The following is a 20,719-nucleotide window of genomic DNA, read 5'->3' as shown; positions in this document are numbered from 1 at the left end:
GAGGCGATGATGCCTGCTGCGCGGGAATCGCTGCTGGATGCCGCTTATACGGCGTTGGCGCGTCGGCCGTGGTCCGCCGTGAGGATGGTGGACGTCGCGGCGGCGGCCGGGGTGTCCCGGCAGACGTTGTACAACGAGTTCGGCAGCAAGGAAGGGCTGGCCCGCGCTCTCGTCAGGAGAGAGGCCGACGGGTATCTCGTCGGCGTCGAGCGGGCGCTCACCGCGCACGGCGACGCCCGGGAGCGCCTGACCGCGACCGCCGAGTGGACCACCGCGTCCGCCCGGGAGAACTCGCTCGTACGGGCCATGCTCACCGGCTGCTGGAGCGAGCGGCTGCCCTCCCCGACGCTCTCCGCCGTGCCGTCCTCCTCCGCCGTACCGGCACAGCGCCGGGCCGACGGACCGCTGCCGTCGCCCGGCGACTTCGTGGCGCTGGTACGCGACCGCGCCGTGACCGTGCTCGCCGGACCCGGCGTGCACAAGTCGGACGCCGCCGACCTCGCCCGCTCCTGCGAACTGGCCGTCCGGCTCGCCCTGTCCTGCGTGGCGGCCCCGCCGGGTGAGGGCGGGGTCGCGGACCTGGTGCGGAGCGCGCTGCACCGACAGCCGGCGTGAACAGCGCCTGGTGCCGCGGGCCCGATGGCTGGAGTCCGACCGCGCCCTGGTGGCGCGGGGCCGATGGCTGGAGTCCGACCGCGCCCTTGTGCCGCGGGCCCGATGGCTGGAGTCCGACCGCGCCCTGGTGGCGCGGGGCCGATGGCTGGAGTCCGACCGCGCCCTTGTGCCGCGGGCCCGATGGCTGGAGTCCGACCGCGCCCTGGTGGCGCGGGGCCGATGGCTGGAGTCCGACCGCGCCCTTGTGCCGCGGGCCCGATAGCCGGAGTCCGACCGCGCCCTAGTGCTGCGAGCCCGAGAGCTGGAGTCCGATCACCCCGATGATCACCAGGCTGATCGAGACGATCTTCAGAGTTGACACCAGGTCGTCGAGGAAGATCATCCCGTAGATCGCCGTCCCCGCCGCGCCGATGCCGGTCCACACCGCGTAGGCGGGGCCCACGTCGAGCTTCTTCAGGGACAGGGTCAGCAGGCCGAAGCTGCCGAGCGCGAAGATGCAGAACGCGACCGTCGGCCACAGCCGGGTGAAACCGTGGGAGAGCTTCAGGCACACGGCGAAACCGGTCTCCAGCAACCCGGCCACCACCACCAGCAGCCACGCCATGTGCTGTCCTCCCGTATGTCCGGCTCGGTGCGATTATGCACTTACCGAACTCGCGTACAGCCAAACAACGCGGAGGTCAGTCCCCCTCAGTCCGCTCCCGTGTCGCGAGCAGTCGCCGCAGGGAGTACAGCCGGGCGGGATCGGCGTGCCCCTCCGCCACCCACGCGTCCAGCGCGCAGTCCGGCTCATCATGACTGCACGCGCGCGGACAGCCCTCGGTTCCCGGTACCAGATCGGGAAACGCGAGGATCACGCGGGACGGGTCCACGTGGTGGAGGCCGAAGGACCGTACGCCCGGGGTGTCGATCACCCAGCCGGCGTCGCCCGCCAGGGGAAGCGCCAGTGCCGAGGTCGTGGTGTGGCGGCCGCGGCCGGTCACCGCGTTCACATGACCCGTCACCCGGCGCTGCTCCACCGGGACCAGTGTGTTGACCAAGGTCGTCTTGCCCACGCCCGAGTGACCGACGAAGGCCGTGATCTTGCCGTCGAGGTGCTCGCGCACCACGTCCGCCGCGCCCCCGCTCTCCAACTCCTCGCGGCTGGTGACGGCGTACGGGATGTCCAGGTGGCCGTACAGCTCCAGCAGCTTGTCGGGCTGGGCCAGGTCCGACTTCGTCAGGACCAGGAGGGGGGTCAGACCGCCGTCGAAGGCGGCCACCAGGCAGCGGTCGATCAGACGGGGGCGGGGTTCCGGGTCGGCGAGGGCCGTGACGATGGCGAGCTGGTCGGCGTTGGCGACGACCACGCGCTCGTACGGATCGTCGTCGTCCGCCGTGCGGCGCAGGACCGAGGTGCGCGGCGCGATGCGGACGATGCGGGCCAGGGTGTCCTTCTCGCCGGAGAGGTCGCCGACGATGGCCACCCGGTCTCCGACGACCGCGGCCTTGCGGCCCAGTTCGCGGGCCTTCATCGCCATGACGACCCTGCCGTCGACCAGACAGGTCAGACGGCCCCGGTCGACGGTGAGGACCATGCCCTCGACGGCTTCCTCATGCTTGGGGCGGATGTTCGTACGCGGCCGGTTGCCCTTGCGGTTGGGGCGGCTGCGGATGTCGTCCTCGTCGGTGTGCTTGCCGTAGCGGCGCATCTCCTCGTGCCCCTACGCTCCGTCGCTCCCGAGCATCCCGGCCCACAGGTCGGGGAAGTCCGGCAGAGTCTTGGCCGTCGTCGCGACGTTCTCGATCCGCACGCCCTCCACCGCGAGGCCGATGATCGCGCCGGCCGTGGCCATGCGGTGGTCCTCGTAGGTGTGGAAGATCCCGCCGTGCAGCGGGCGCGGGCGGATGTGCAGACCGTCGGCGGTCTCGGTGACGTCACCGCCGAGTTCGTTGATCTCCTTGGTGAGCGCGGCCAGCCGGTCAGTCTCGTGCAGGCGCAGATGGGCCACCCCGCGCAGCGTCGAAGGGGAGTCCGCGAGGGCCGCGACCGCCGCGATGCCGGGAGTCAGCTCGCCGACCTCACCCAGGTCGACATCGATGCCGTGGATGCCACCCGAACCGGTGAACACCAGGCCGTACTCGGTGAGTTCGCAGGAACCGCCCATCTCGGTGAAGATCTCGCGCAGCCGGTCACCGGGCTGGGTGGTGCGGGCCGGCCAGTCAGGGATCACGACCTTGCCGCCGGTCACCAGGGCCGCCGCCAGGAACGGCTGGGCGTTGGAGAGATCGGGCTCGACGGTCAGGTCCCGGCCCAGCAGGGCGCCCGGCGTGACCCGCCAGACGTTCGGCTCGCCGCCCGACTCCGGGGTGTCCACCTGGGCGCCGACCGCGCGCAACATGTCCACGGTCATACGGATGTGCGGGAGGGAGGGGAGCGAGCTGCCGATGTGGCGGACCTCGACACCCTGGTTGAAGCGCGGGCCGGAGAGCAGCAGCGCGGAGACGAACTGGGACGAGCTCGACGCGTCGATCTCGACCGGGCCGCCGTCCAGGGCGCCCCCGCCGTGCACGGTGAGCGGCAGCGCGCCGCGGGCGTCGTCGTCGATCCGGGCGCCGAGGACGCGCAGGGCGTCGATCACGCCGTGCAGGGGGCGCTCGTACGACCTCGGGTCGCCGTCGAAGCGGATCGGGCCGTCGGCGAGGGCGGCGACGGGAGGGAGGAAGCGCATGACGGTGCCGGCGTTGCCGACGTCCACTGTGGCGGGGCCTCGGAGGCCCGCGGGCAGGACGCGCCAGGTCTCTCCCGTGCCGTCGGGGCCGACGCCTTCTTCGATGCCTACGCCCATCTCGCGGAGAGCCGCCGCCATGAGGAGGGTGTCCCGGGAGCGGAGGGGGCGGCGGAGCCAGCCCGGTTCCGAGGCGAGGGCTGCCAGTACGAGGGCGCGGTTGGTGACTGACTTCGACCCTGGGACGTGGACCGTTGCGTCGACGGCTCCGCTCGCGTGGGGGGCGGGCCAGAGGGTGTTGTCTGCGGGGTTCAAAGCCATGCGTTTACTTTAGTCGGGGGTCGTCTTTCGGGTGCCGCGCCATCGTGGCCGGCCGCGCCCCGCGATGGAGCCGCTGATGTCACCGCCCCGCGCCCCTGTGTGATGCGCCCCTTCGGGGCTGCATCACACCTCCAGAAGCCACCTGCCCCCACCTATCAAGGAGCACAGGCTCACCGCGTGGAACAGGAACAGCCACAGCCCCGCCGGAACGTGAGTCAGGCGGGACAACTGATCCGCGTCCGAGTCGCCCGCCCCGCCCCTCGACCTCTTCGCCTGTAGCTCGAAAGCGGGACGTACTCCGCCGAGCAGCAGGAACCACACCACCGCGTACGCGAACGCCGCCTGCACCTGGGGCCCGGCGAGCCAGGACACCACCACGAAGGTGCCGCCGGTGACGACCACCGTCAGAGCCCCGTACGCGTTGCGGATCATCACCAGCAGGGCGATCAGCAGGATCGTCGCCGCCCACAGCAGCAGGGTGATGCGGCCGGCGGCCAGCAGGGCGGCGCCGCCCAGGCCGAGCAGCGGGGGAGCGGTGTAGCCGGCCGCCGCGGTGAGGATCATGCCGATGCCGTGCGGCTTGCCCCGGCTGACCGTGAGACCGCTGGTGTCGGAGTGCAGCCGTATGCCGGTGAGCTGGCGGCCGGTGCACAGGGCGACCAGCCCGTGGCCGCCCTCGTGGGCGATGGTGATCGCGTTGCGCGAGACCCGCCACAGCTGGTGCGGGATCACTATGGCGAGCGCCGCCACCATGGTGGCCAGCACCACCCACAGATCGGGATCGGGCTGGGTTCCGATGAGCTCGTCCCACAGAGAGGTCGCTGTGCTGGTGTCCATGTTTCCCGGTGGCTCCCTCTCCTCGTACGGAGTCTGGCAGTGTGGCACGTATGTGCGGACGGTATGCAGCGAGTCGTAGGCCCGAGGATCTCGCAGGAATCTTTGAGGTTGAGAAGTGGGAACCCGAGGAGACCTTGGAACCCGACTACAACGTGGCCCCGACCAAGGAGGTCTACGCCGTCCTCGACCGTCCTCTTAAGGACGTGGCCGACCCGCGGCCGGTTCGACAGCTGCGCAAGCTCAAGTGGGGACTGGTCCCGAGCTGGTCCAAGACTCCCGAGGGCGCCGCCCGGATGATCAACGCCCGCGCGGAGACCGTGCACGAGAAGCCGTCGTACAAGAGGGCCTTCTCCAGCCGCCGCTGCATCATCCCGGCCGACGGCTACTACGAGTGGGTCACCGGCACGCAGGAGCGCGATCTGGAGGTCGAGGGGAAGAAGAAGCGGCCGCGCAAGCAGCCCTACTTCGTGCTGCCCGCCGACGGTTCGGTGTTCGCGATGGCCGGGCTGTACGAGTTCTGGCGGGACAAGGCCCTGCCCGACGACCACCCGCAGGCCTGGTGGGTGACCTGCTCCGTGATCACCACCGAAGCGGAGACCGGCCCGCTGGCCGTCTCGCCGGCCGACGGTCCGCGCACGCTCGTTGACATCCACCCGCGGATGCCGCTCATGCTCACTGCCGACCGCTGGGACACCTGGCTCGACCCGTCCCGCACGGACGTGGAGGACCTGCGCTCGCTGCTGGCGCCCCCGCCCGAGGGGCTCATGCGCGCCTATCCGGTCTCCACGGCCGTCAGCAACGTCCGCAACAACGGGCCGGAGCTGCTGAAGGAACTCGAAGGACCCGAAGAGGGCACACTCTTCTGACATGACCTTCGAGTTCATCGGCACGGACGCGGGTGACGCCCGTATCACCTGGCACAAGGCGAGGAAGGCGCGGCTCGTGATGGCCGTGAGCCATGGCGCCGGCGGTGGCATCGAGGCACGGGACCTCCAGGCGCTCGCTCGGGTGCTCCCCGGCCACGGGGTGACCGTCGCCCTGGTGGAGCAGCCCTGGCGGGTGGCCGGCAAGAAGCTCGCGCCCGCGCCGAAGAGGCTCGACGTGGGATGGCGGGGCATCTGGCCCCGGCTGGCCGCGGCCGGCCTGCCGGTGATCTCCGGCGGGCGCAGCGCCGGGGCCCGCGTCGCCTGCCGTACGGCCGTGGAGCTGGGCGCCGCCGCCGTCCTCGCCCTCAGCTTCCCGCTGCACCCGCCCGGCAGGCCGGAGAAGTCGCGCGCCGACGAGCTGCTCGGATCGGGGGTGCCCACCCTGGTCGTCCAGGGCGGCAACGACCCGTTCGGGAAGCCGGAGGAGTTCCCGGACGGGGCCTTCGAGCTGGTCGAGGTGCCGTACGGCGATCATGGCTTCGCGGTGCCGAAGCGGGCGGAGATCACCGCGGAGGAGGCCGTGACGGTCATCACGGACGCGGTCGTGAAGTGGACCGGGTCACTGGGGTGAAGGCCCGGGAATGTTGAGCCGCGGACCTCTGTTGAGGCGGACAGAAGTGCTGAAGACCCAGCACCGACCGTCGTAGAGAGGAAGTCCGCCGCATGGGTTCGACCTTCTGCCCGAGCCGCAGCAGCCGCGCTGACCTGGACTGGACGGTGCTGCACGCGACCAAGACCACCCCTATTCGAGGGGCGGCCGGGGCGGGTAGTCGTCTATCCTCCAATTCCGGTGGCACCGGTTTCGATGCTGCCCGGAATCTTGAGGAGGTGGGTCCGGTCACTGGGATCGACGCAGGGACCGACAACGGTCAGGCGGAGCAGCCCGAGGGCCAGGGCACGAGCACGGAGTCCACGTCGGAGCGCAGCGCGCGCTTCGAGCGGGACGCGCTCGAATTCCTCGACCAGATGTACTCGGCCGCCCTGCGCATGACGCGCAACCCGGCCGACGCCGAGGACCTGGTGCAGGAGACGTACGCCAAGGCGTACGCGTCCTTCCACCAGTTCCGTGAGGGGACCAACCTCAAGGCGTGGCTGTACCGGATCCTCACCAACACGTTCATCAACTCGTACCGCAAGAAGCAGCGCGAACCCCAGCGCTCCGCGGCCGAGGAGATCGAGGACTGGCAGCTCGCGCGTGCCGAGTCGCACATGTCGACCGGTCTGCGCTCCGCCGAGTCGCAGGCGCTCGACCACCTGCCCGACTCGGACGTGAAGGAAGCACTCCAGGCGATCCCCGAGGAATTCCGCATCGCCGTCTATCTCGCCGACGTCGAGGGCTTTGCGTACAAGGAGATCGCGGACATCATGGGGACACCCATCGGTACGGTGATGTCCCGCCTGCACCGCGGCCGCCGTCAACTGCGCGGCATGCTGGAGGACTACGCGCGTGAGCGCGGGCTCGTCCCGGCCGGTGCCGGAGAGTCGAACGAAGCGAAAGGCTCGGGCTCATGAGCTGCGGAGAGCCGCACGAGACGGACTGCAGTGAAGTCCTCGATCATCTCTACGAGTTCCTCGACAGTGAGATGCCGGACGTCGATCGCGCCAAGTTCAAGCAGCACTTCACGGAGTGCTCGCCGTGCCTGGAGAAGTACGGCCTGGAAGAGGCCGTGAAGAAGCTCGTCAAGCGGTGCTGCGGTCAGGACGACGTGCCGACCGACCTGCGCGCCAAGGTTCTGGGGCGGCTCGACCTGATCCGCTCCGGACAGGCCGTGCCGGACCACGACGTGACCGCCGAGCCGGTGACGCCGCAGGAGTCCTGAGCGCGCCGCCGGCCGTCGTGCCGCACCGGCCGCCGTGCGGACCGGGCTTGCGGAGTACCGCGGGATCAGATCTCCAGGCCAGAGACGGGCCGCACAGCCGCACGCAGGAACGTTCGCCCGCCGGTCACTCGAACGGGCTAATCCTGAGGCCGTATGCTCGCGGATTCCCCCATAGCGGCTCGCACGGCCCACCCCGGGTTCTAGGCTCCGGAGCCGGAACAGGCTTGGCCGGGGAGGGCGTTGGCGTGGAGGCGGTACCGGCTCGGGCGCGCGCGTACGTCGCCTGTGTCGCCGTAGCCGCACTGCTCTGTCTGCTGCCGCTGCCGGCCGTGCGCACCCCGTGGTCGGCGGTCGCCCTGCTCGCCGCGCTGTACGCGGGATGCGAGCAGGCCGCCGCCCGGTGGCGGTTCGCCGGCACCTTCCACCCCGTCCTGCTGGCCGGAGCCTTTCTGCTGCCGCCCCCCGCCGCCGCCCTGGTGGTGCTGCCGGGCGCTCTGCTGTCCCCGGTCGAGCAGCGCCCGCGGTGGCTACGGCGGATCTGGCGGGCCGCGCAGCTCGCGGTGGGTGTGTGGGCGGCCGCGCGGGTGCACTGGGCGATGGACGGCCGGGACGCGGTCGTGGCCTCCGACTTCCCGTACGCGCTGGTCCCGGCCGGGGCCGCGGTGCTCACGTTCTGCCTCGTCCTGAGCGCGCTGGACGGAGGGATCCTGGCGCTCGCCGACCGGACTCCCGTACGGCGGGCCCGGCGCGGGCTCTTCCTCCGCTCCCTCGCCCCCGTCGCCGTACATGGGCTCGTCGGGCTGATGATGGCCGTGCTGTGGCGCAGTCCCTACGGCCCGGTCGCCGCGTTGCTCGTGCTGCTGCCGATGTGTGTGTCGTGGTGGGTGTTCGCGCAGTACCACCGGGAGCGGGCCGCGCATCAGGCCACGATCCGGGCGCTGGTGCAGGCCGTCGACATCAAGGACGAGTACACGCGCGGGCACAGCGAGCGGGTCGGGCAGGCGTCGATGATGATCGCGCGGGAGCTCGGCATGGATGACGCCCGCGTCGAGGTCTTGCGGTTCGCCGGGATTCTGCACGACGTGGGGAAGCTCGGGGTGCCGACACGGCTGCTCAGGAAGGACGGGCCCCTGACTCCGCAGGAGCGGCGGGTCATCGAGCTGCATCCCGAGTACGGACACGAGATCGTGCGGGGCATCTCCTTCCTCGGGGAGGCCAGGGCCGCCGTACTGCACCACCACGAACGGCTGGACGGAAGCGGATATCCGTACGGACTGATGGGGGGCCAGATCCCGGAGTCGGCACGGGTGGTGGCCGTCGCCGACGCCTTCGACGCGATGACGTCCACCCGGTCCTACCGGCGGGCCCGGCCGGTGGACGCCGCGCTGGAGGAGCTGGAGCGGTGCGCGGGCAGCCAGTTCGACCCGCGGATGGTGACGGCCCTCGTCCGCGCGCTGGCCCGGCACGGCTGGCACCCGGCGGTCACGGCGGACGAGCCCGGTGTGCCGCGTCCCCGGCCGGGGGTCGTGGGGCGGCTGGGAGTGCGCCGGTGACCGGGCGTGAGCCGTGCCGGGGTTCGCCGAGCCCCTCCCGGCCGGCCCTCCTGCTCACCCTCGTCCACGGCTCCGGCGCCCTTCTGGCCCTCGGCTCCCTCGGCTTCGTCCTCTGGAGCGGTCTTGAGGAGCGCGGTACCGCTCTCGCCTTCGGGGTGCTGATCACCGTGGGTGAGCTGAACCGGCGCAGCGGGCCGCATGTCAGGGAGGCCGCGCCCCTCGGGGCCGCCGGGGCGCTGTCGTACGCCCTGCTCGGCGAGAACGCCGGTGCGCCCACCCACCACGGCGCCGCCCAGGTTGTCACCGTCGTACTCGCCGCCTCTCTCGTCGGCAGCGTGCCGCACGTCGGGCGCGGTCAGGGGCCCACCGCCGACCAACGGGCCCGCCGTGTCCTCACCGTCGGGTTCGCCGCCGTGTGTTTCCAACCCCTCTACAACCAGGGCACGTTCACCAAGTGGGGCGGCCCCGCGTACGCCGTGCTGCTGCTCGCGCTGCTCTCCCTCACCGCGCTGTGCGACGCCGTGCTCGCGGCCGCCCTGGCCCACTCCCGCACCCGGTGGCCCTTCGGTCCGCTGCTCAGGGACGAACTGCGGGCCCTGCTCGGGATCGGCTCCGCCGTCGTCGCGACCGGGGCCGTGATGGCGCTCGCGGTGGCCGTCGTAGGACTGTGGGCGCTGCCCGTCTTCTCCGTGCCGCTGCTGCTCACCCAGCTCTCCGTCCGCCGGTACGCCGCCGTCCGCGCCACCAACCGGCAGACCATCGCCTCCCTCGCCCGCGCCACCGAGATAGCCGGATACACGCCCGCAGGACACGCCCGGCGGGTCGCCGCGCTGAGCCGGGAGGTCGGGCGCGACCTGGGACTGTCCCGGCCCGAACTCACCGTCCTGGAGTACGCCGCCCTCATGCACGACATCGGTCAGCTGAGCCTCGTCGACCCCGTGCCCGCCGGTGCCACCGCCGGGCTGCCCGTCGCCGAACAGCGCCGTATCGCGCTGCTCGGCGGGGCCGTCGTACGGCAGACGGGCGTCGACGCGGCCGTCGCCGTGGTCGTGGAACGGCAGGCGGACCCTTTCCGGGAGCAGCCGCTCGCCGCACGGATCGTCCGGACGGTGAACGCGTACGAGGAGAAGGCACGCGACACCGGGCCCGGCGGTCCCCTGACCGCGCTGGAGGAGCTGCGCCTGGGCACCGCGGGGGACTACGCTCCGGACGTCGTGGAGGCGCTGGCCAGGGTCCTGTCAAGAGACTGTCTGACCTCCCCCGTGACGGGGTAACCCATGGGTAATGAGCGCCCTTCCAAGCACACGTGGTTGGATGCGAGAGAGAGGGTGTCCGGGGGCACAGCCAGCCCACTCGACGGAACTGGCAGGCGGGAATCGTGAGGATCTTCGGCAAGGGACGGCACCGGCCCTCCGCCTCCTGGCGGCAGGCCACGGACCGCGCGTTCACGCTGATCGGCGACGGTCGCTATGAGGACGCGGGCGCGCTGCTGACACGTGCCGCGGACCTGGAGCCGTGGCTGTCCGAGTCCTGGTTCAACCTCGCCCTGCTCCACAAGTTCCGGCACGACTGGGAGCAGGCGCGGGCCGCGGGCCTTCGGGCCGTCGCGCTGCTCGACCGGGAGACCGGGGCGCCCGACTGGTGGAACGTCGGCATCGCCGCGACCGCGCTCCAGGACTGGCCGCTGGCCCGGCGGGCCTGGCAGGCGTACGGGCTGCGGGTGCCGGGGGGTGCCACGGCTTCGGGTGAGCCGCTGGGGATGGACCTGGGCAGCGCTGCCGTACGGCTGTCTCCCGAGGGGGAGGCCGAGGTGGTCTGGGGGCGGCGGCTCGATCCCGCCCGTATCGAGGTGCTGTCCATTCCGTTGCCGTCCTCGGGGCGGCGGTGGGGTGAGGTCGTGCTGCACGACGGGGTGCCGCACGGGGAGCGGACGACGACGTCGGGCCATGCGTACCCCGTGTTCGACGAGATCGAGCTGTGGGCGCCTTCGCCGGTGCCTACGTGGGTGGTGCTGCTGGAAGCCGCCACCGAGGCCGACCGGGACGCGCTGGAGCAGCTGGCCGCCGATGCCGGGTTCGCGGCGGAGGACTGGTCCTCGTCGGTGCGGTTGCTCTGTCGGATGTGTTCCGAGTCGCGGATGCCGTCCGATGAGGGCGAGGGGGAGCATCTTGATCCCCACGATCACAGTGAGCCGGGGCATCCTGGGCCGCTGGGGCATCGGACGGACGGGCAGTTGTGGGTGCCGGAGCGTGAATGTGGCGTCGCCGCCCCTGCCTCACTGGTACGGGGCCTACTGGACGGGTGGGTCGCGGACAGTCCGGATTCTCGCGACTGGCGGGACTTGGAAGAGGTCTGTTAGGTCGTTCTTCGGCTGCTGGACCGCTGTGGCTGGTCGCGCCCACGTGGCGAAGCCGCAGGTTGACACCCGCGCCCCTGTGGGGCGCGTTCCCCGTACCCTGTATCAGCAGCTTCACCCCATGTTTGTTTGAGGAAGGCATACGTAGGTCATGGCCCAGCAGGACACCGATCAGCAGCACGCGGGCGTGCTCCCCGTCGATGACGACGGGTTCGTCATCGACACCGAGGAGACCGAGGAGCGGGAGAACGCCTGGCGTGAGCGCGGCACCTCGCGGCCCATCACCGTCGTAGGGAACCCGGTGCTGCACAAGGAGTGCAAGGACGTCACAGAGTTCGGCGCAGAGCTGGACCAGCTGGTCGCGGACATGTTCGCCAGCCAGCGCACCGCCGAGGGCGTGGGTCTCGCCGCCAACCAGATCGGTGTCGATCTGAAGGTCTTCGTGTACGACTGCCAGGACGACGAGGGGCGGCGGCACGTGGGTGTCGTCTGCAACCCGAAGGTCGTGGACCTGCCCGCCGACCGGCGCCGGCTCGACGACAGCAACGAGGGCTGCCTGTCGGTGCCCACGGCGTACGCGCCGCTCGCTCGCCCGGACTACGCCGAGGTCACCGGGCAGGACGAGAAGGGCCACCCCGTCAAGGTCCGTGGCACCGGCTACTTCGCCCGGTGTCTGCAGCACGAGACCGACCACCTGTACGGCTACCTCTACATCGACAGGCTCTCCAAGCGCGAACGCAAGGACGCGCTGCGGCAGATGGCCGAGAACGAGCCCCGCTACCCCGTGGTCGCCAACGACTGACGTCCCGCAACCCCCGTACGGACGGCGTCTGTTCAGGAATCACCTCCTGAACAGGCGCCGTTCGCATGTGCGTCGCACGTTCGATCGGATGTGCTCATGCAGTGATCCGATTCGTGTGGCATGAGGGGAGAATCCAGGCGCGCAGGGGTAGTGAATGGAGCAGATCCGTTCTCAGGGCGGTCAGTTGTGGTGCTGAATGGGAAGTGCGGGGATACGCAACGGCGCACGCCCGGTTCAGCGAGGGGCGTGCGTCAACTGGCGGCTGGAAGGGGTTTGTTCGTGCCTGCTTTCCCACACGGCACCACATCGACGCCGACGGCGATCGCGGTTCCACCGTCGCTCTCTCTCCCGGTGATCGAGGCAGCGTTTCCCAGGCAACTGCATCCATATTGGCCGAGGCTCCAGGAGAAGACCCGCACCTGGCTTCTGGAAAAGCGGCTCATGCCTGCGGACAAGGTGGAGGAATATGCCGACGGACTGTGCTATACGGACCTGATGGCGGGGTACTACCTCGGCGCCCCCGACGAGGTCCTCCAGGCGATAGCGGACTACAGCGCGTGGTTCTTCGTCTGGGACGACCGGCACGACCGCGACATCGTCCACCACCGCCCGGTGGCGTGGCGGCGGCTCAGGTTCCGGTTGCACGCCGCGCTCGACTCGCCACGCGACCATCTGCACCACGAGGATCCCCTGGTCGCCGCCTTCGCGGACACCATGGTGCGGCTGTACGCGTTCCTGCCGCGGACGTGGAACGCCCGGTTCGCCCGGCACTTCCACGAGGTGATCGAGGCCTACGACCGGGAATTCCGCAATCGCACCGAGGGAATCATCCCGCCGGTCGCGGAATACCTGGCGCTGCGCCGCCTCACCTTCGCGCACTGGATCTGGACGGATCTCCTTGAGGCGGGCGCGGGCTGTGAACTCCCGGACGCCGTAAGGAAAAATCCGGCGTATCGGCGGGCGGCTCTGCTGAGCCAGGAATTCGCCGCCTGGTACAACGACCTCTGCTCATTGCCCAAGGAAATCGCGGGCGACGAGGTCCACAATCTCGGAATCAGTCTCATCACCCACGAGGGGCTGACCCTCGAAGAGGCGATCCGGGAACTGAGGCGGCGCGTCGAGAAATGTGTGGACGCGTTCCTCGTCGCCGAAAGGGACGCCCAGTGTTTCGCCGACGGTCTCGATGACGGCACCGTGCGGGGAAAGGAAATGAGCGCCGCCGTACGGTCCTGTGTCCGCAACATGCGCAACTGGTTCAGCGCCGTCTACTGGTTCCACCACGAGTCCGGCCGCTACCTGGTCGACAGCTGGGACGACCGGTCCACACCCCCGTACATCGACAACGAAGCGGCAGGTGAGCAATGACTCTCGACTCGGTGAAGCCCGAACCTCCCGTGGTCCAGGAGCCGGACGACAAGGGGCGGCCCCCGATCGCCGGCGGCCGGGTGCCGCTCCTCGGGCACGGTCTCCGGCTCGCGCGCGACCCGCTGACGTTCCTGTCCGGACTCCGGGCGCACGGCGACGTCGTACGCCTCAAGCTCGGCCCCAAGACGGTGTACGCGCCCACCACCCCGGAACTGACCGGGGCGGTGGCGCTCAACCCCGACTTCATCATCGCCGGTCCGCTCTGGGAGTCCCTGGAGGGCCTGGTCGGCAAGGAGGGCGTGGCCACCGCCAACGGCCCGCAGCACCGGCGTCAACGGCGCACCATCCAGCCCGCCTTCCGGCTCGACGCGATACCGGCGTACGGGCCCATCATGGAGGAGGAGGCACAGGCGCTGGCCGAGCGCTGGCGGCCCGGTGAGACGGTCGACTGCACCCTGGAGTCCTTCCGGGTCGCCGTGCGTATCGCGGCCCGCTGTCTGCTGCGCGGCGACTGCATGGACGAGCGCGCCGAGCGGCTGTGCGTCGCGCTCACGACCGTCTTCCGGGGCATGTACCGGCGGATGGTGATACCCGCGGGGCCGCTGTACAAGCTGCCCCTGCCGGCCAACCTCGCATTCAACCGTGCGTTGGCCGATCTGCATCTCGTGGTCGACGAGATCGTCGCCGAGCGCCGGGCATCCGGTCAAAAGCCGGACGATTTGCTGACGGCATTGCTGACGGCGAAGGACGCGAATGGCGACCCCATCGGGGAACAGGAGATCCACGACCAGGTCGTCGCGATACTCACCCCCGGCGGCGAAACCGTCGCGTCCACGATCATGTGGCTGCTTCAGGTGCTCGCCGAACACCCGGAACACGCCGACAAAGTGTGTGCGGAAGTCGAATCGGTCACCGGTGGCCGTCCTGTGGCATTCGAGGACGTCCGGTCGCTCAGGTACACGAACTATGTGGTGGTCGAGACCATGCGGTTGTGGCCCGCGGTATGGATATTGACGCGGCGGGCGGTACGGGACACCGAACTCGGTGGCTATCGCATTCCGGCCGGGTCCGACATCGTCCACAGTCCGTACGCGATCCAGCGCGATGCGAAGTCCTTCGGCGACAGCGCGGAGTTCGACCCTCTGCGCTGGAGTCCGGAACGGGCCGGGTCGGTTCCGAAACACGCCATGAGCCCGTTCAGCACCGGCAACCGGAAGTGCCCGAGCGACCACTTCTCGATGGCCCAGCTGACGCTGCTCACGGCGGCGCTGGCCCGGAAGTACCGCTTCGAGCAGGTGCCCGGGTCCGACGACACCCCCCGGCCCGGCATCACCCTGCGGCCGAACCGGCTCCTGGTGAAACCCGTGCCCAGGTGACGGGTCAGGCCACCGCCTCCGGACCCTGGAACGTGCGCCGGTAGGCGTTCGGGGTGGTGCCCACCGCGCGCAGGAACTGGTGGCGCAGCGCGGCCGCGGTGCCGAACCCCGTTCGACCGGCGATCGTGTCCACCGTCTCGTCCGTCGCCTCCAGCAGCCGCTGGGCCAGCAGCACACGCTGGCGCAGGATCCAGCGGTAGGGAGTCGTACCCGTCTCCTGCTGGAAGCGGCGGGCGAACGTGCGCGGGGACATGTGCGCGCGCTCGGCGAGCTGCTCCACGGTGACGTCCTCGTCGAGGTGCCGCTCCATCCACACGAGCACCTCGCCGACGGTGTCGCACCTCGACCGGGGCAGCGGCCGCTCGATGTACTGCGCCTGGCCGCCGTCCCGGTGCGGCGGTACGACCATCCGGCGGGCGATCTTGTTGGCGACCTCGGTGCCCTGCTCCTTGCGCACGATGTGCAGACACGCGTCGATGCCTGCCGCCGTGCCCGCGGAGGTGATCACCGGGTCCTCGTCGACGTACAGGACGTCGGGTTCGACGGTCAGCCGTGGGTACGTCCGGGTCAGCTCGTCCACATGCCGCCAGTGCACGGCGGAGCGCCGGCCGTCGAGCAGCCCGGCCGCGGCGAGCACGAAGACGCCGGAGCACACGCTGAGCACCCGGGCCCCGCGTTCGACCCCGCGCCGCAGGGCCTCCAGGAGCTCCGGCGGGAACTCCCGCGTCTCGTAGCAGGCGCCGGCCGGCACGGCGATCAGGTCGGCCGACTCCAGCCGCTCCAGGCCGTGCTCGACATGCAGGGCGAAGCCCGCCCGCGAGGTCAGCCTCGGGCCCTCGGCCGACGCGACGGCGAAGTCGTACACGGGCAGTCCGTCGTCACTGCGGTCGGTGCCGAAGACCTCGCAGACGACACCGAGTTCGAAGGGGTTCACACCGTCCAGGACGACGGCCGCGACGTTCTTCAGCATGCTGCCAGTGTGCCTCAGGCTTGGCAGTAAATCGAGGGTGTGCGGCAGTCCTGCCACTGTTTGTCAGCAGTCAACGGCACGAGAGTAGTGACATGACTTCAGCGCAGACAGAAGGACTGATCGCCATGCTGACTGTTTTCGCCATCCTCGTCCTCCTGATCCTCCCGTCGGTGATCGGGATCGTCCACGACAAGCGCGTCGACCGCCAGATCCGGAAGGCGCACGAGTACCGGACCGCACACGGGGCGACCCGAACGGTCTAATCTCTCCTGGATCAACAGGGGAGGAACATGAGACACAGACTGTGGGCCGTGGCAGGCGGGGCGGCAGCCCTGACCCTGCTCACGGCCACCGGTGCCCATGCCGAGGGCGAGGGTGACATCAGGGTCACCAAGACCGTCGTGAACAAGGGCAACAACGTCATCGTCGGTACGGCGCAGACCATCACATTCCCGATCGCGGTCACCATCAAGGACGACTCGGGAGCCAAGAAGATCACGCATCTCAGCACGTTCAACAGGTCCACCCCCTACGGCTTCTTCACCTGGAACGGCGACTCGTCCTGTGTGAGGAAGAGCTCGACGACGTCGGTGTGCACAGGCACGATGACGGTCGACCCCGCCTGGATCGCCGACAGCGACGACATCGACAGCAACAAGCTCGCCGGTGTCTGGGTGGTCGCCGCCACCGTCAAAGCCAACGACGGCGACTACTGGATCTACGACAACATCGCCCAGTACAAGGTCAAGCGCGCCGCTCAGCTCACCACGGACGCGACCCCCGAACCCGTCGCCAAGGGCGCCCAGCTCACCGTCAAGGGCAAGCTCTCCCGGGCCAACTGGGAGGACCTGAAGTACCACGGCTACCCGGGCCAGGCGGTGAAGCTCCAGTTCCGCGCGGCCGGCGCTGCCCACTACAGCACGGTCAAGACCGTGAAGACGGACAACGTGGGCCGGCTCAGCACCAAGGTGACCGCCACGTCGGCGGGCAGCTGGCGCTGGTACTTCCCCGGCACCACGACGACCTCGTTGAAGGTGTCCGCCGGGGACGCGGTCAAGCTCAGGTGACCAGCACGGTGACCCGCCACTCCTGAATGCCCTTGCAGGACACCTTGCCGGTCTCGGTGGCGCACAGCGGACGGGTGGAACTCAGCCGTACGGTGCCCGCCGAGACCGCTTTGTAGGCGGAGCTCGCGTCACCGGGCAGCAGGACGATGCCGCTGTTGGTGGCCTCCAGTCCGCCACCCTCGGTGGTGACCGGTTTCCAGGGGCGGCTCTTCGTCCCGTCCAGCGAGATGCGGATGGTGTCGCCGACCGCGAGGCAGACCGTGCTGCCGCTGTCGCCGGCGTCGAGCTCCGAGGCGTGGGTACAGCCGGGCGAGGACGACGCGGACGGGGGCGGGGATGACGAAGAGGGCGACGGTGACACGGTGTCACCGTCGCCCCCTTGGCTTCCAGCCTCGGTCCCGCACCCCGCGAGCAGCAACGTCAGTGCCGCGAGGGCGAGGGCGGTGCGGTGGGTCGTAGGGCGCATGGGGTGGCCTCCTCGTGGATGAGACGTGCCACACGCGTACCCGGATCCACCCATTCTTGAAGGTGTTCTGTCAGAAGTCCTCGTCCAGGTCGACCGTGCCCTCCACCGCCACCTGGTACGCGGACGGACGCCGCTCGAAGAAGTTGGTCAGCTCCTGGACACCCTGCAGCTCCATGAAGGAGAACGGGTTCTCCGAGCCGTACACCGGGGCGAAGCCGAGGCGCGTGAGGCGCTGGTCGGCGACGCACTCCAGGTACTGCCGCATCGACTCGGTGTTCATGCCCGGCAGCCCGTCGCCGCACAGGTCCCGCGCGAACTGCAGCTCCGCCTCGACCGCCTCCGCCAGCATGTCGGTGACCTGCTGCTGGAGGTGCTCGTCGAAGAGCTCCGGCTCCTCCTTGCGGACGGTGTCGACCACCTCGAAGGCGAAGGACATGTGCATGGTCTCGTCGCGGAACACCCAGTTGGTGCCGGTCGCGAGGCCGTGCAGCAGACCCCGGCTGCGGAACCAGTAGACGTAGGCGAAGGCGCCGTAGAAGAAGAGGCCCTCGATGCACGCGGCGAAGCAGATCAGGTTCAGCAGGAAGCGGCGGCGGTCGGCTTGCGACTCCAGGCGGTCCAGCTTCTCGACCTCGTTGATCCACCTGAAGCAGAACTCCGCCTTCTCGCGGATGGAGGGGATGCTCTCGACGGCGTCGAAGGCCGCGGTCCGGTCCTCCGGGTCGGGGAGGTAGGTGTCGAGCAGCGTCAGATAGAACTGCACATGCACCGCCTCCTCGAAGAGCTGCCGGCTCAGGTAGAGCCTCGCCTCGGGGGAGTTGATGTGCTTGTACAGCGTCAGCACCAGGTTGTTCGCCACGATCGAGTCGCCCGTCGCGAAGAACGCCACCAGACGGCCGATGAGGTGCTGTTCGGCGGGGCTGAGCTTGGCGAGGTCGGAGACGTCCGAGTGGAGGTCGACCTCCTCGACGGTCCAGGTGTTCTTGATCGCGTCCCGGTAGCGCTCGTAGAAGTCCGGGTAGCGCATGGGGCGGAGAGTCAGTTCGAAGCCCGGGTCGAGCAGGTTCTGGTTACGGGTGGTCATTACTGGCAGGCCTCGCAGGACTCGGGGTTTTCCAGGGAGCAGGCGACGGCATCCGTCTCTTGTTGCACGGGGATCGTCGCCTGAGCGGCGCGGGCGATACGGGTCGCCGGGCGCGAGCGCAGGTAGTACGTCGTCTTCAGCCCGGACTTCCAGGCGTACGCGTACATCGAGGAGAGCTTGCCGATGGTCGGCGTCTCCAGGAAGAGGTTCAGGGACTGCGACTGGTCGAGGAACGGCGTCCGCGCCGCCGCCATGTCGATCAGGCCACGCTGCGGGATCTCCCACGCGGTGCGGTACAACGCCCGTACGTCCTCCGGGATCCACGCGAAGCCCTGCACCGAGCCGTTGGAATCGCGCAGCGCCTCACGAGTGCGGGCGTCCCAGACGCCCAGTGCCTTGAGGTCGTTCACCAGATACGAGTTGACCTGGAGGAACTCACCGGACAGCGTCTCGCGCTTGAACAGGTTGGAGACCTGCGGCTCGATGCACTCGTACACCCCGGCGATCGAGGCGATGGTGGCGGTGGGCGCGATGGCGAGGAGCAGGGAGTTGCGCAGTCCGGTGGCGGCGATACGGCCGCGCAGGGCCGCCCACCGCTCCGGCCAGGTCAGTTGGGCGGTCGGGAAGTGGTCGGGGTGCAGGACACCCTTCGCCGTACGGGTCTTCTCCCAGGCCGGCAGCGGGCCGCCCCGCTCGGCGAGGTCGGCGGAGGCCTCGTAGGCGGCGAGCATCATGCGCTCGGCGATCCGGGTGGAGAGATCCCGGGCCTCCTGGGAGTCGAAGGGCAGACGCAGCTTGAAGAAGACGTCCTGGAGACCCATCGCACCGAGACCCACGGGACGCCACTTCGCGTTGGAGCGACCGGCCTGCTCGGTCGGATAGAAGTTGATGTCGACGACCCGGTCGAGGAAGGTGACGGCGGTGCGGACGGTGGCGTCCAGCCGCTCCCAGTCGATGTCGCCGGTCGTGGTGTCGACGAACGCGCCGAGGTTCACCGATCCCAGGTTGCAGACCGCGGTCTCCCCGTCGTCCGTGACCTCCAGGATCTCCGTGCAGAGGTTGGAGGAGTGGACGACATGGCCCGGCAGCGCCGTCTGGTTGGCGGTCCGGTTGGCGGCGTCCTTGAAGGTCATCCAGCCGTTGCCGGTCTGCGCGAGGGTGCGCATCATGCGGCCGTAGAGGTCACGGGCCGGGATGGTCTTTCGCGCGAGGCCCTGCTCTTCGGCCTTCCGGTACGCCGCGTCGAACTCCTCGCCCCAGAGATCGACCAGCTCGGGCACGTCGGCGGGAGAGAAGAGGGACCACTCGGCGTCGGCGTTCACCCGGCGCATGAACTCGTCCGGGATCCAGTGCGCGAGGTTCAGGTTGTGCGTACGGCGGGCGTCCTCACCGGTGTTGTCCCGGAGCTCCAGGAACTCCTCGATGTCGGAGTGCCAGGTCTCCAGGTAGACCGCGGCCGCGCCCTTGCGCCGGCCGCCCTGGTTCACGGCGGCGACGGAGGCGTCGAGCGTCTTCAGGAACGGGACGATGCCATTGGAGTGCCCGTTGGTGCCGCGGATGAGCGAACCGCGCGAGCGGATACGGGAGTACGACAGCCCGATGCCACCGGCGTGCTTCGAGAGACGGGCGACCTGGTGGTAGCGGTCGTAGATGGAGTCCAGCTCGTCGATCGGGGAGTCGAGGAGGTAGCAGGACGACATCTGGGGGTGCCGGGTGCCGGAGTTGAAGAGGGTGGGGGAGGAGGGGAGGTAGTCGAGGCGGCTCATGAGGGCGTAGAGCGCGGCGACTTCGTCCAGGGCGCGGCGGCCCGCTTCTGAATTGAGCACAGTGTCCTCGGCGAGCCCGGACGCGACCCGGAGCATGAAGTGCTGGGGCGTCTCGATGACCCTGCGGGTGATCGGGTGCCGGAGGAGATAGCGGCTGTGGAGGGTGCGCAGGCCGAAGTAGCCGAAGCGGTCGTCGGCTTCGGTGTCGACCAGCGCGTCGAGCTTCTCGGCGTGGACGCGCACGAACTCCGCGGTCCGGTCGGCGATCAGGCCCTCGCGGTGTCCGACGGCGACCGAGCCGGTGAACGAGGTGACGCCCTGCGAGGCGGCCTCGGCGGCGATGGAGATGGTCAGCAGCCGGGCGGCCAACCTGCTGTACGCCGGGTCCTCGGAGATGAGACCGGCCGCCGCCTCGGTGGCCAGCTCGCGCAACTCCACGACCATCTCGGGGGAGGCCTCACGCGAGGACCGGCCACGGAGCGCGGCGGCGGCGACCCGGCCGGGGTCGGCGTCGGGAAGGTCGGCGGTCAGCGCGGTCAGGGTCCGCAGCAGCGCGGCACCGGGGCCGTCGTTCTCCTGCTCGGTCCGCTCGATCGCTGAAGCCGGGTCGGCTGGCGCGATGGTCACGTGGGGCTCTCCCTCGCTGGGCACGGGGCCTTGAGGGCAGGGGGCAGCACACGAGCGCGC

General features: G+C 69.9%; 22 protein-coding genes. 14 read left to right on the top strand and 8 right to left on the bottom strand.

The window, feature by feature from the left end; translation table 11 throughout:
* Positions 1-6: 6 nt before the first annotated feature.
* Together ACI2L1_RS00825 and ACI2L1_RS00820 are read left to right on the top strand one after the other, a co-directional pair.
* Entirely contained in the window at positions 7-615 is a 609-nt protein-coding gene (locus tag ACI2L1_RS00825; protein WP_404737153.1) for a TetR/AcrR family transcriptional regulator, read from the top strand.
* A gap of 10 nt (positions 616-625) precedes the next feature.
* The gene (locus ACI2L1_RS00820; protein WP_404737152.1) at positions 626-877 is read left to right on the top strand and encodes a hypothetical protein; all 252 of its coding nucleotides are present in this window, start codon (positions 626-628) and stop codon (positions 875-877) included.
* A gap of 18 nt (positions 878-895) precedes the next feature.
* Here the strand turns inward: ACI2L1_RS00820 and ACI2L1_RS00815 are convergent, their stop codons facing one another.
* From ACI2L1_RS00815 to ACI2L1_RS00800, 4 genes are all read right to left on the bottom strand, one after another.
* A complete protein-coding gene (locus ACI2L1_RS00815; RefSeq protein ID WP_007384590.1) occupies positions 896-1,219 on the bottom strand; it encodes a multidrug efflux SMR transporter in 324 nt (107 codons plus the stop codon).
* A gap of 76 nt (positions 1,220-1,295) precedes the next feature.
* Positions 1,296-2,306, bottom strand: a complete 1,011-nt coding sequence (gene rsgA / locus ACI2L1_RS00810) for a ribosome small subunit-dependent GTPase A (RefSeq protein WP_404737151.1) — start codon at positions 2,304-2,306, stop codon at positions 1,296-1,298.
* Between the two features lie 12 nt (positions 2,307-2,318).
* Positions 2,319-3,644 (bottom strand): 3-phosphoshikimate 1-carboxyvinyltransferase, encoded by a 1,326-nt coding sequence (gene aroA / locus ACI2L1_RS00805; RefSeq protein WP_404737150.1) that lies wholly within the window; start codon positions 3,642-3,644, stop codon positions 2,319-2,321.
* A gap of 123 nt (positions 3,645-3,767) precedes the next feature.
* Positions 3,768-4,481, bottom strand: a complete 714-nt coding sequence (locus tag ACI2L1_RS00800; protein ID WP_404737149.1) for a M50 family metallopeptidase — start codon at positions 4,479-4,481, stop codon at positions 3,768-3,770.
* Positions 4,482-4,531: 50 nt separating this feature from the next.
* Here ACI2L1_RS00800 and ACI2L1_RS00795 point away from each other — a divergent pair, with 50 nt between their 5' ends.
* The 10 genes from ACI2L1_RS00795 (at position 4,532) to ACI2L1_RS00750 (ending at position 14,679) form a co-directional block, all read left to right on the top strand.
* Positions 4,532-5,347 (top strand): SOS response-associated peptidase, encoded by an 816-nt coding sequence (locus ACI2L1_RS00795; protein ID WP_404737148.1) that lies wholly within the window; start codon positions 4,532-4,534, stop codon positions 5,345-5,347.
* Between the two features lies 1 nt (position 5,348).
* Positions 5,349-5,978 (top strand): alpha/beta family hydrolase, encoded by a 630-nt coding sequence (locus tag ACI2L1_RS00790; protein ID WP_404737147.1) that lies wholly within the window; start codon positions 5,349-5,351, stop codon positions 5,976-5,978.
* Positions 5,979-6,235: 257 nt separating this feature from the next.
* On the top strand, positions 6,236-6,919 hold the full coding sequence (gene sigR / locus ACI2L1_RS00785) for an RNA polymerase sigma factor SigR (protein ID WP_404737146.1): 684 nt from the start codon (positions 6,236-6,238) through the stop codon (positions 6,917-6,919).
* Positions 6,916-7,227 (top strand): mycothiol system anti-sigma-R factor, encoded by a 312-nt coding sequence (gene rsrA, locus ACI2L1_RS00780; RefSeq protein ID WP_404737145.1) that lies wholly within the window; start codon positions 6,916-6,918, stop codon positions 7,225-7,227. Before sigR ends, rsrA begins: the two co-directional genes overlap by 4 nt.
* Positions 7,228-7,472: 245 nt before the next feature.
* Entirely contained in the window at positions 7,473-8,780 is a 1,308-nt protein-coding gene (locus tag ACI2L1_RS00775) for an HD-GYP domain-containing protein (protein ID WP_404737144.1), read from the top strand.
* Positions 8,777-10,054, top strand: coding sequence for an HD-GYP domain-containing protein (locus ACI2L1_RS00770; protein ID WP_404737143.1), 1,278 nt, complete (start codon positions 8,777-8,779; stop codon positions 10,052-10,054). Before ACI2L1_RS00775 ends, ACI2L1_RS00770 begins: the two co-directional genes overlap by 4 nt.
* Positions 10,055-10,158: 104 nt before the next feature.
* Positions 10,159-11,139, top strand: a complete 981-nt coding sequence (locus ACI2L1_RS00765; protein WP_404737142.1) for a tetratricopeptide repeat protein — start codon at positions 10,159-10,161, stop codon at positions 11,137-11,139.
* 148 nt (positions 11,140-11,287) lie between these two features.
* Positions 11,288-11,938: a peptide deformylase gene (gene def, locus ACI2L1_RS00760; RefSeq protein WP_404737141.1), complete on the top strand. Its 651-nt coding sequence runs from the start codon at positions 11,288-11,290 to the stop codon at positions 11,936-11,938.
* Between the two features lie 279 nt (positions 11,939-12,217).
* Complete coding sequence (gene cyc1 / locus ACI2L1_RS00755) at positions 12,218-13,303, top strand: epi-isozizaene synthase (protein WP_404737140.1); 1,086 nt, start codon at positions 12,218-12,220, stop codon at positions 13,301-13,303.
* Positions 13,300-14,679, top strand: coding sequence for a cytochrome P450 (locus tag ACI2L1_RS00750; protein WP_404737139.1), 1,380 nt, complete (start codon positions 13,300-13,302; stop codon positions 14,677-14,679). Before cyc1 ends, ACI2L1_RS00750 begins: the two co-directional genes overlap by 4 nt.
* A 4-nt stretch (positions 14,680-14,683) precedes the next feature.
* Here the strand turns inward: ACI2L1_RS00750 and ACI2L1_RS00745 are convergent, their stop codons facing one another.
* Positions 14,684-15,649: a GlxA family transcriptional regulator gene (locus tag ACI2L1_RS00745; RefSeq protein ID WP_404737138.1), complete on the bottom strand. Its 966-nt coding sequence runs from the start codon at positions 15,647-15,649 to the stop codon at positions 14,684-14,686.
* Positions 15,650-15,741: 92 nt separating this feature from the next.
* Here ACI2L1_RS00745 and ACI2L1_RS00740 point away from each other — a divergent pair, with 92 nt between their 5' ends.
* Positions 15,742-15,912 (top strand): hypothetical protein, encoded by a 171-nt coding sequence (locus ACI2L1_RS00740; protein ID WP_404737137.1) that lies wholly within the window; start codon positions 15,742-15,744, stop codon positions 15,910-15,912.
* Positions 15,913-15,939: 27 nt separating this feature from the next.
* A complete protein-coding gene (locus ACI2L1_RS00735; protein ID WP_404737136.1) occupies positions 15,940-16,716 on the top strand; it encodes a hypothetical protein in 777 nt (258 codons plus the stop codon).
* Here ACI2L1_RS00735 and ACI2L1_RS00730 read toward each other — a convergent pair.
* The 3 genes from ACI2L1_RS00730 to ACI2L1_RS00720 all read right to left on the bottom strand — a co-directional run bounded on the left by ACI2L1_RS00730 (position 16,709) and on the right by ACI2L1_RS00720 (position 20,659).
* Positions 16,709-17,182 (bottom strand): hypothetical protein, encoded by a 474-nt coding sequence (locus tag ACI2L1_RS00730; RefSeq protein ID WP_404737135.1) that lies wholly within the window; start codon positions 17,180-17,182, stop codon positions 16,709-16,711. The two genes, ACI2L1_RS00735 and ACI2L1_RS00730, sit on opposite strands and share 8 nt — an antisense overlap.
* Positions 17,183-17,252: 70 nt before the next feature.
* Positions 17,253-18,266, bottom strand: coding sequence for a ribonucleotide-diphosphate reductase subunit beta (locus ACI2L1_RS00725; protein ID WP_404737134.1), 1,014 nt, complete (start codon positions 18,264-18,266; stop codon positions 17,253-17,255).
* The gene (locus ACI2L1_RS00720; protein WP_404737133.1) at positions 18,266-20,659 is read right to left on the bottom strand and encodes a ribonucleoside-diphosphate reductase subunit alpha; all 2,394 of its coding nucleotides are present in this window, start codon (positions 20,657-20,659) and stop codon (positions 18,266-18,268) included. The genes ACI2L1_RS00725 and ACI2L1_RS00720 overlap by 1 nt, the downstream gene beginning before the upstream one ends.
* Positions 20,660-20,719: the final 60 nt, after the last annotated feature.

This window comes from Streptomyces sp. NPDC019531, from assembly GCF_044903305.1.
Classification (GTDB): Bacteria; Actinomycetota; Actinomycetes; order Streptomycetales; family Streptomycetaceae; genus Streptomyces.
The sequence above is the reverse complement of the archived record's forward strand: the minus strand, read 5'-3'. Positions and strand labels throughout refer to the sequence as shown.

Bases quoted from the DNA above. Each gene is read 5' to 3' on its own strand.
- ACI2L1_RS00745 (WP_404737138.1), bottom strand. From the start codon at position 15,649: ATGCTGAAGAACGTCGCGGCCGTCGTCCTGGACGGTGTGAACCCCTTC.
- aroA (WP_404737150.1), bottom strand. From the start codon at position 3,644: ATGGCTTTGAACCCCGCAGACAACACCCTCTGGCCCGCCCCCCACGCG.
- def (WP_404737141.1), top strand. From the start codon at position 11,288: ATGGCCCAGCAGGACACCGATCAGCAGCACGCGGGCGTGCTCCCCGTC.
- ACI2L1_RS00815 (WP_007384590.1), bottom strand. From the start codon at position 1,219: ATGGCGTGGCTGCTGGTGGTGGTGGCCGGGTTGCTGGAGACCGGTTTC.
- ACI2L1_RS00790 (WP_404737147.1), top strand. From the start codon at position 5,349: ATGACCTTCGAGTTCATCGGCACGGACGCGGGTGACGCCCGTATCACC.
- ACI2L1_RS00750 (WP_404737139.1), top strand. From the start codon at position 13,300: ATGACTCTCGACTCGGTGAAGCCCGAACCTCCCGTGGTCCAGGAGCCG.
- ACI2L1_RS00730 (WP_404737135.1), bottom strand. From the start codon at position 17,182: ATGCGCCCTACGACCCACCGCACCGCCCTCGCCCTCGCGGCACTGACG.
- ACI2L1_RS00825 (WP_404737153.1), top strand. From the start codon at position 7: ATGATGCCTGCTGCGCGGGAATCGCTGCTGGATGCCGCTTATACGGCG.
- ACI2L1_RS00800 (WP_404737149.1), bottom strand. From the start codon at position 4,481: ATGGACACCAGCACAGCGACCTCTCTGTGGGACGAGCTCATCGGAACC.
- ACI2L1_RS00740 (WP_404737137.1), top strand. From the start codon at position 15,742: ATGACTTCAGCGCAGACAGAAGGACTGATCGCCATGCTGACTGTTTTC.
- ACI2L1_RS00735 (WP_404737136.1), top strand. From the start codon at position 15,940: ATGAGACACAGACTGTGGGCCGTGGCAGGCGGGGCGGCAGCCCTGACC.
- rsgA (WP_404737151.1), bottom strand. From the start codon at position 2,306: ATGCGCCGCTACGGCAAGCACACCGACGAGGACGACATCCGCAGCCGC.
- ACI2L1_RS00795 (WP_404737148.1), top strand. From the start codon at position 4,532: ATGTGCGGACGGTATGCAGCGAGTCGTAGGCCCGAGGATCTCGCAGGA.
- ACI2L1_RS00725 (WP_404737134.1), bottom strand. From the start codon at position 18,266: ATGACCACCCGTAACCAGAACCTGCTCGACCCGGGCTTCGAACTGACT.
- rsrA (WP_404737145.1), top strand. From the start codon at position 6,916: ATGAGCTGCGGAGAGCCGCACGAGACGGACTGCAGTGAAGTCCTCGAT.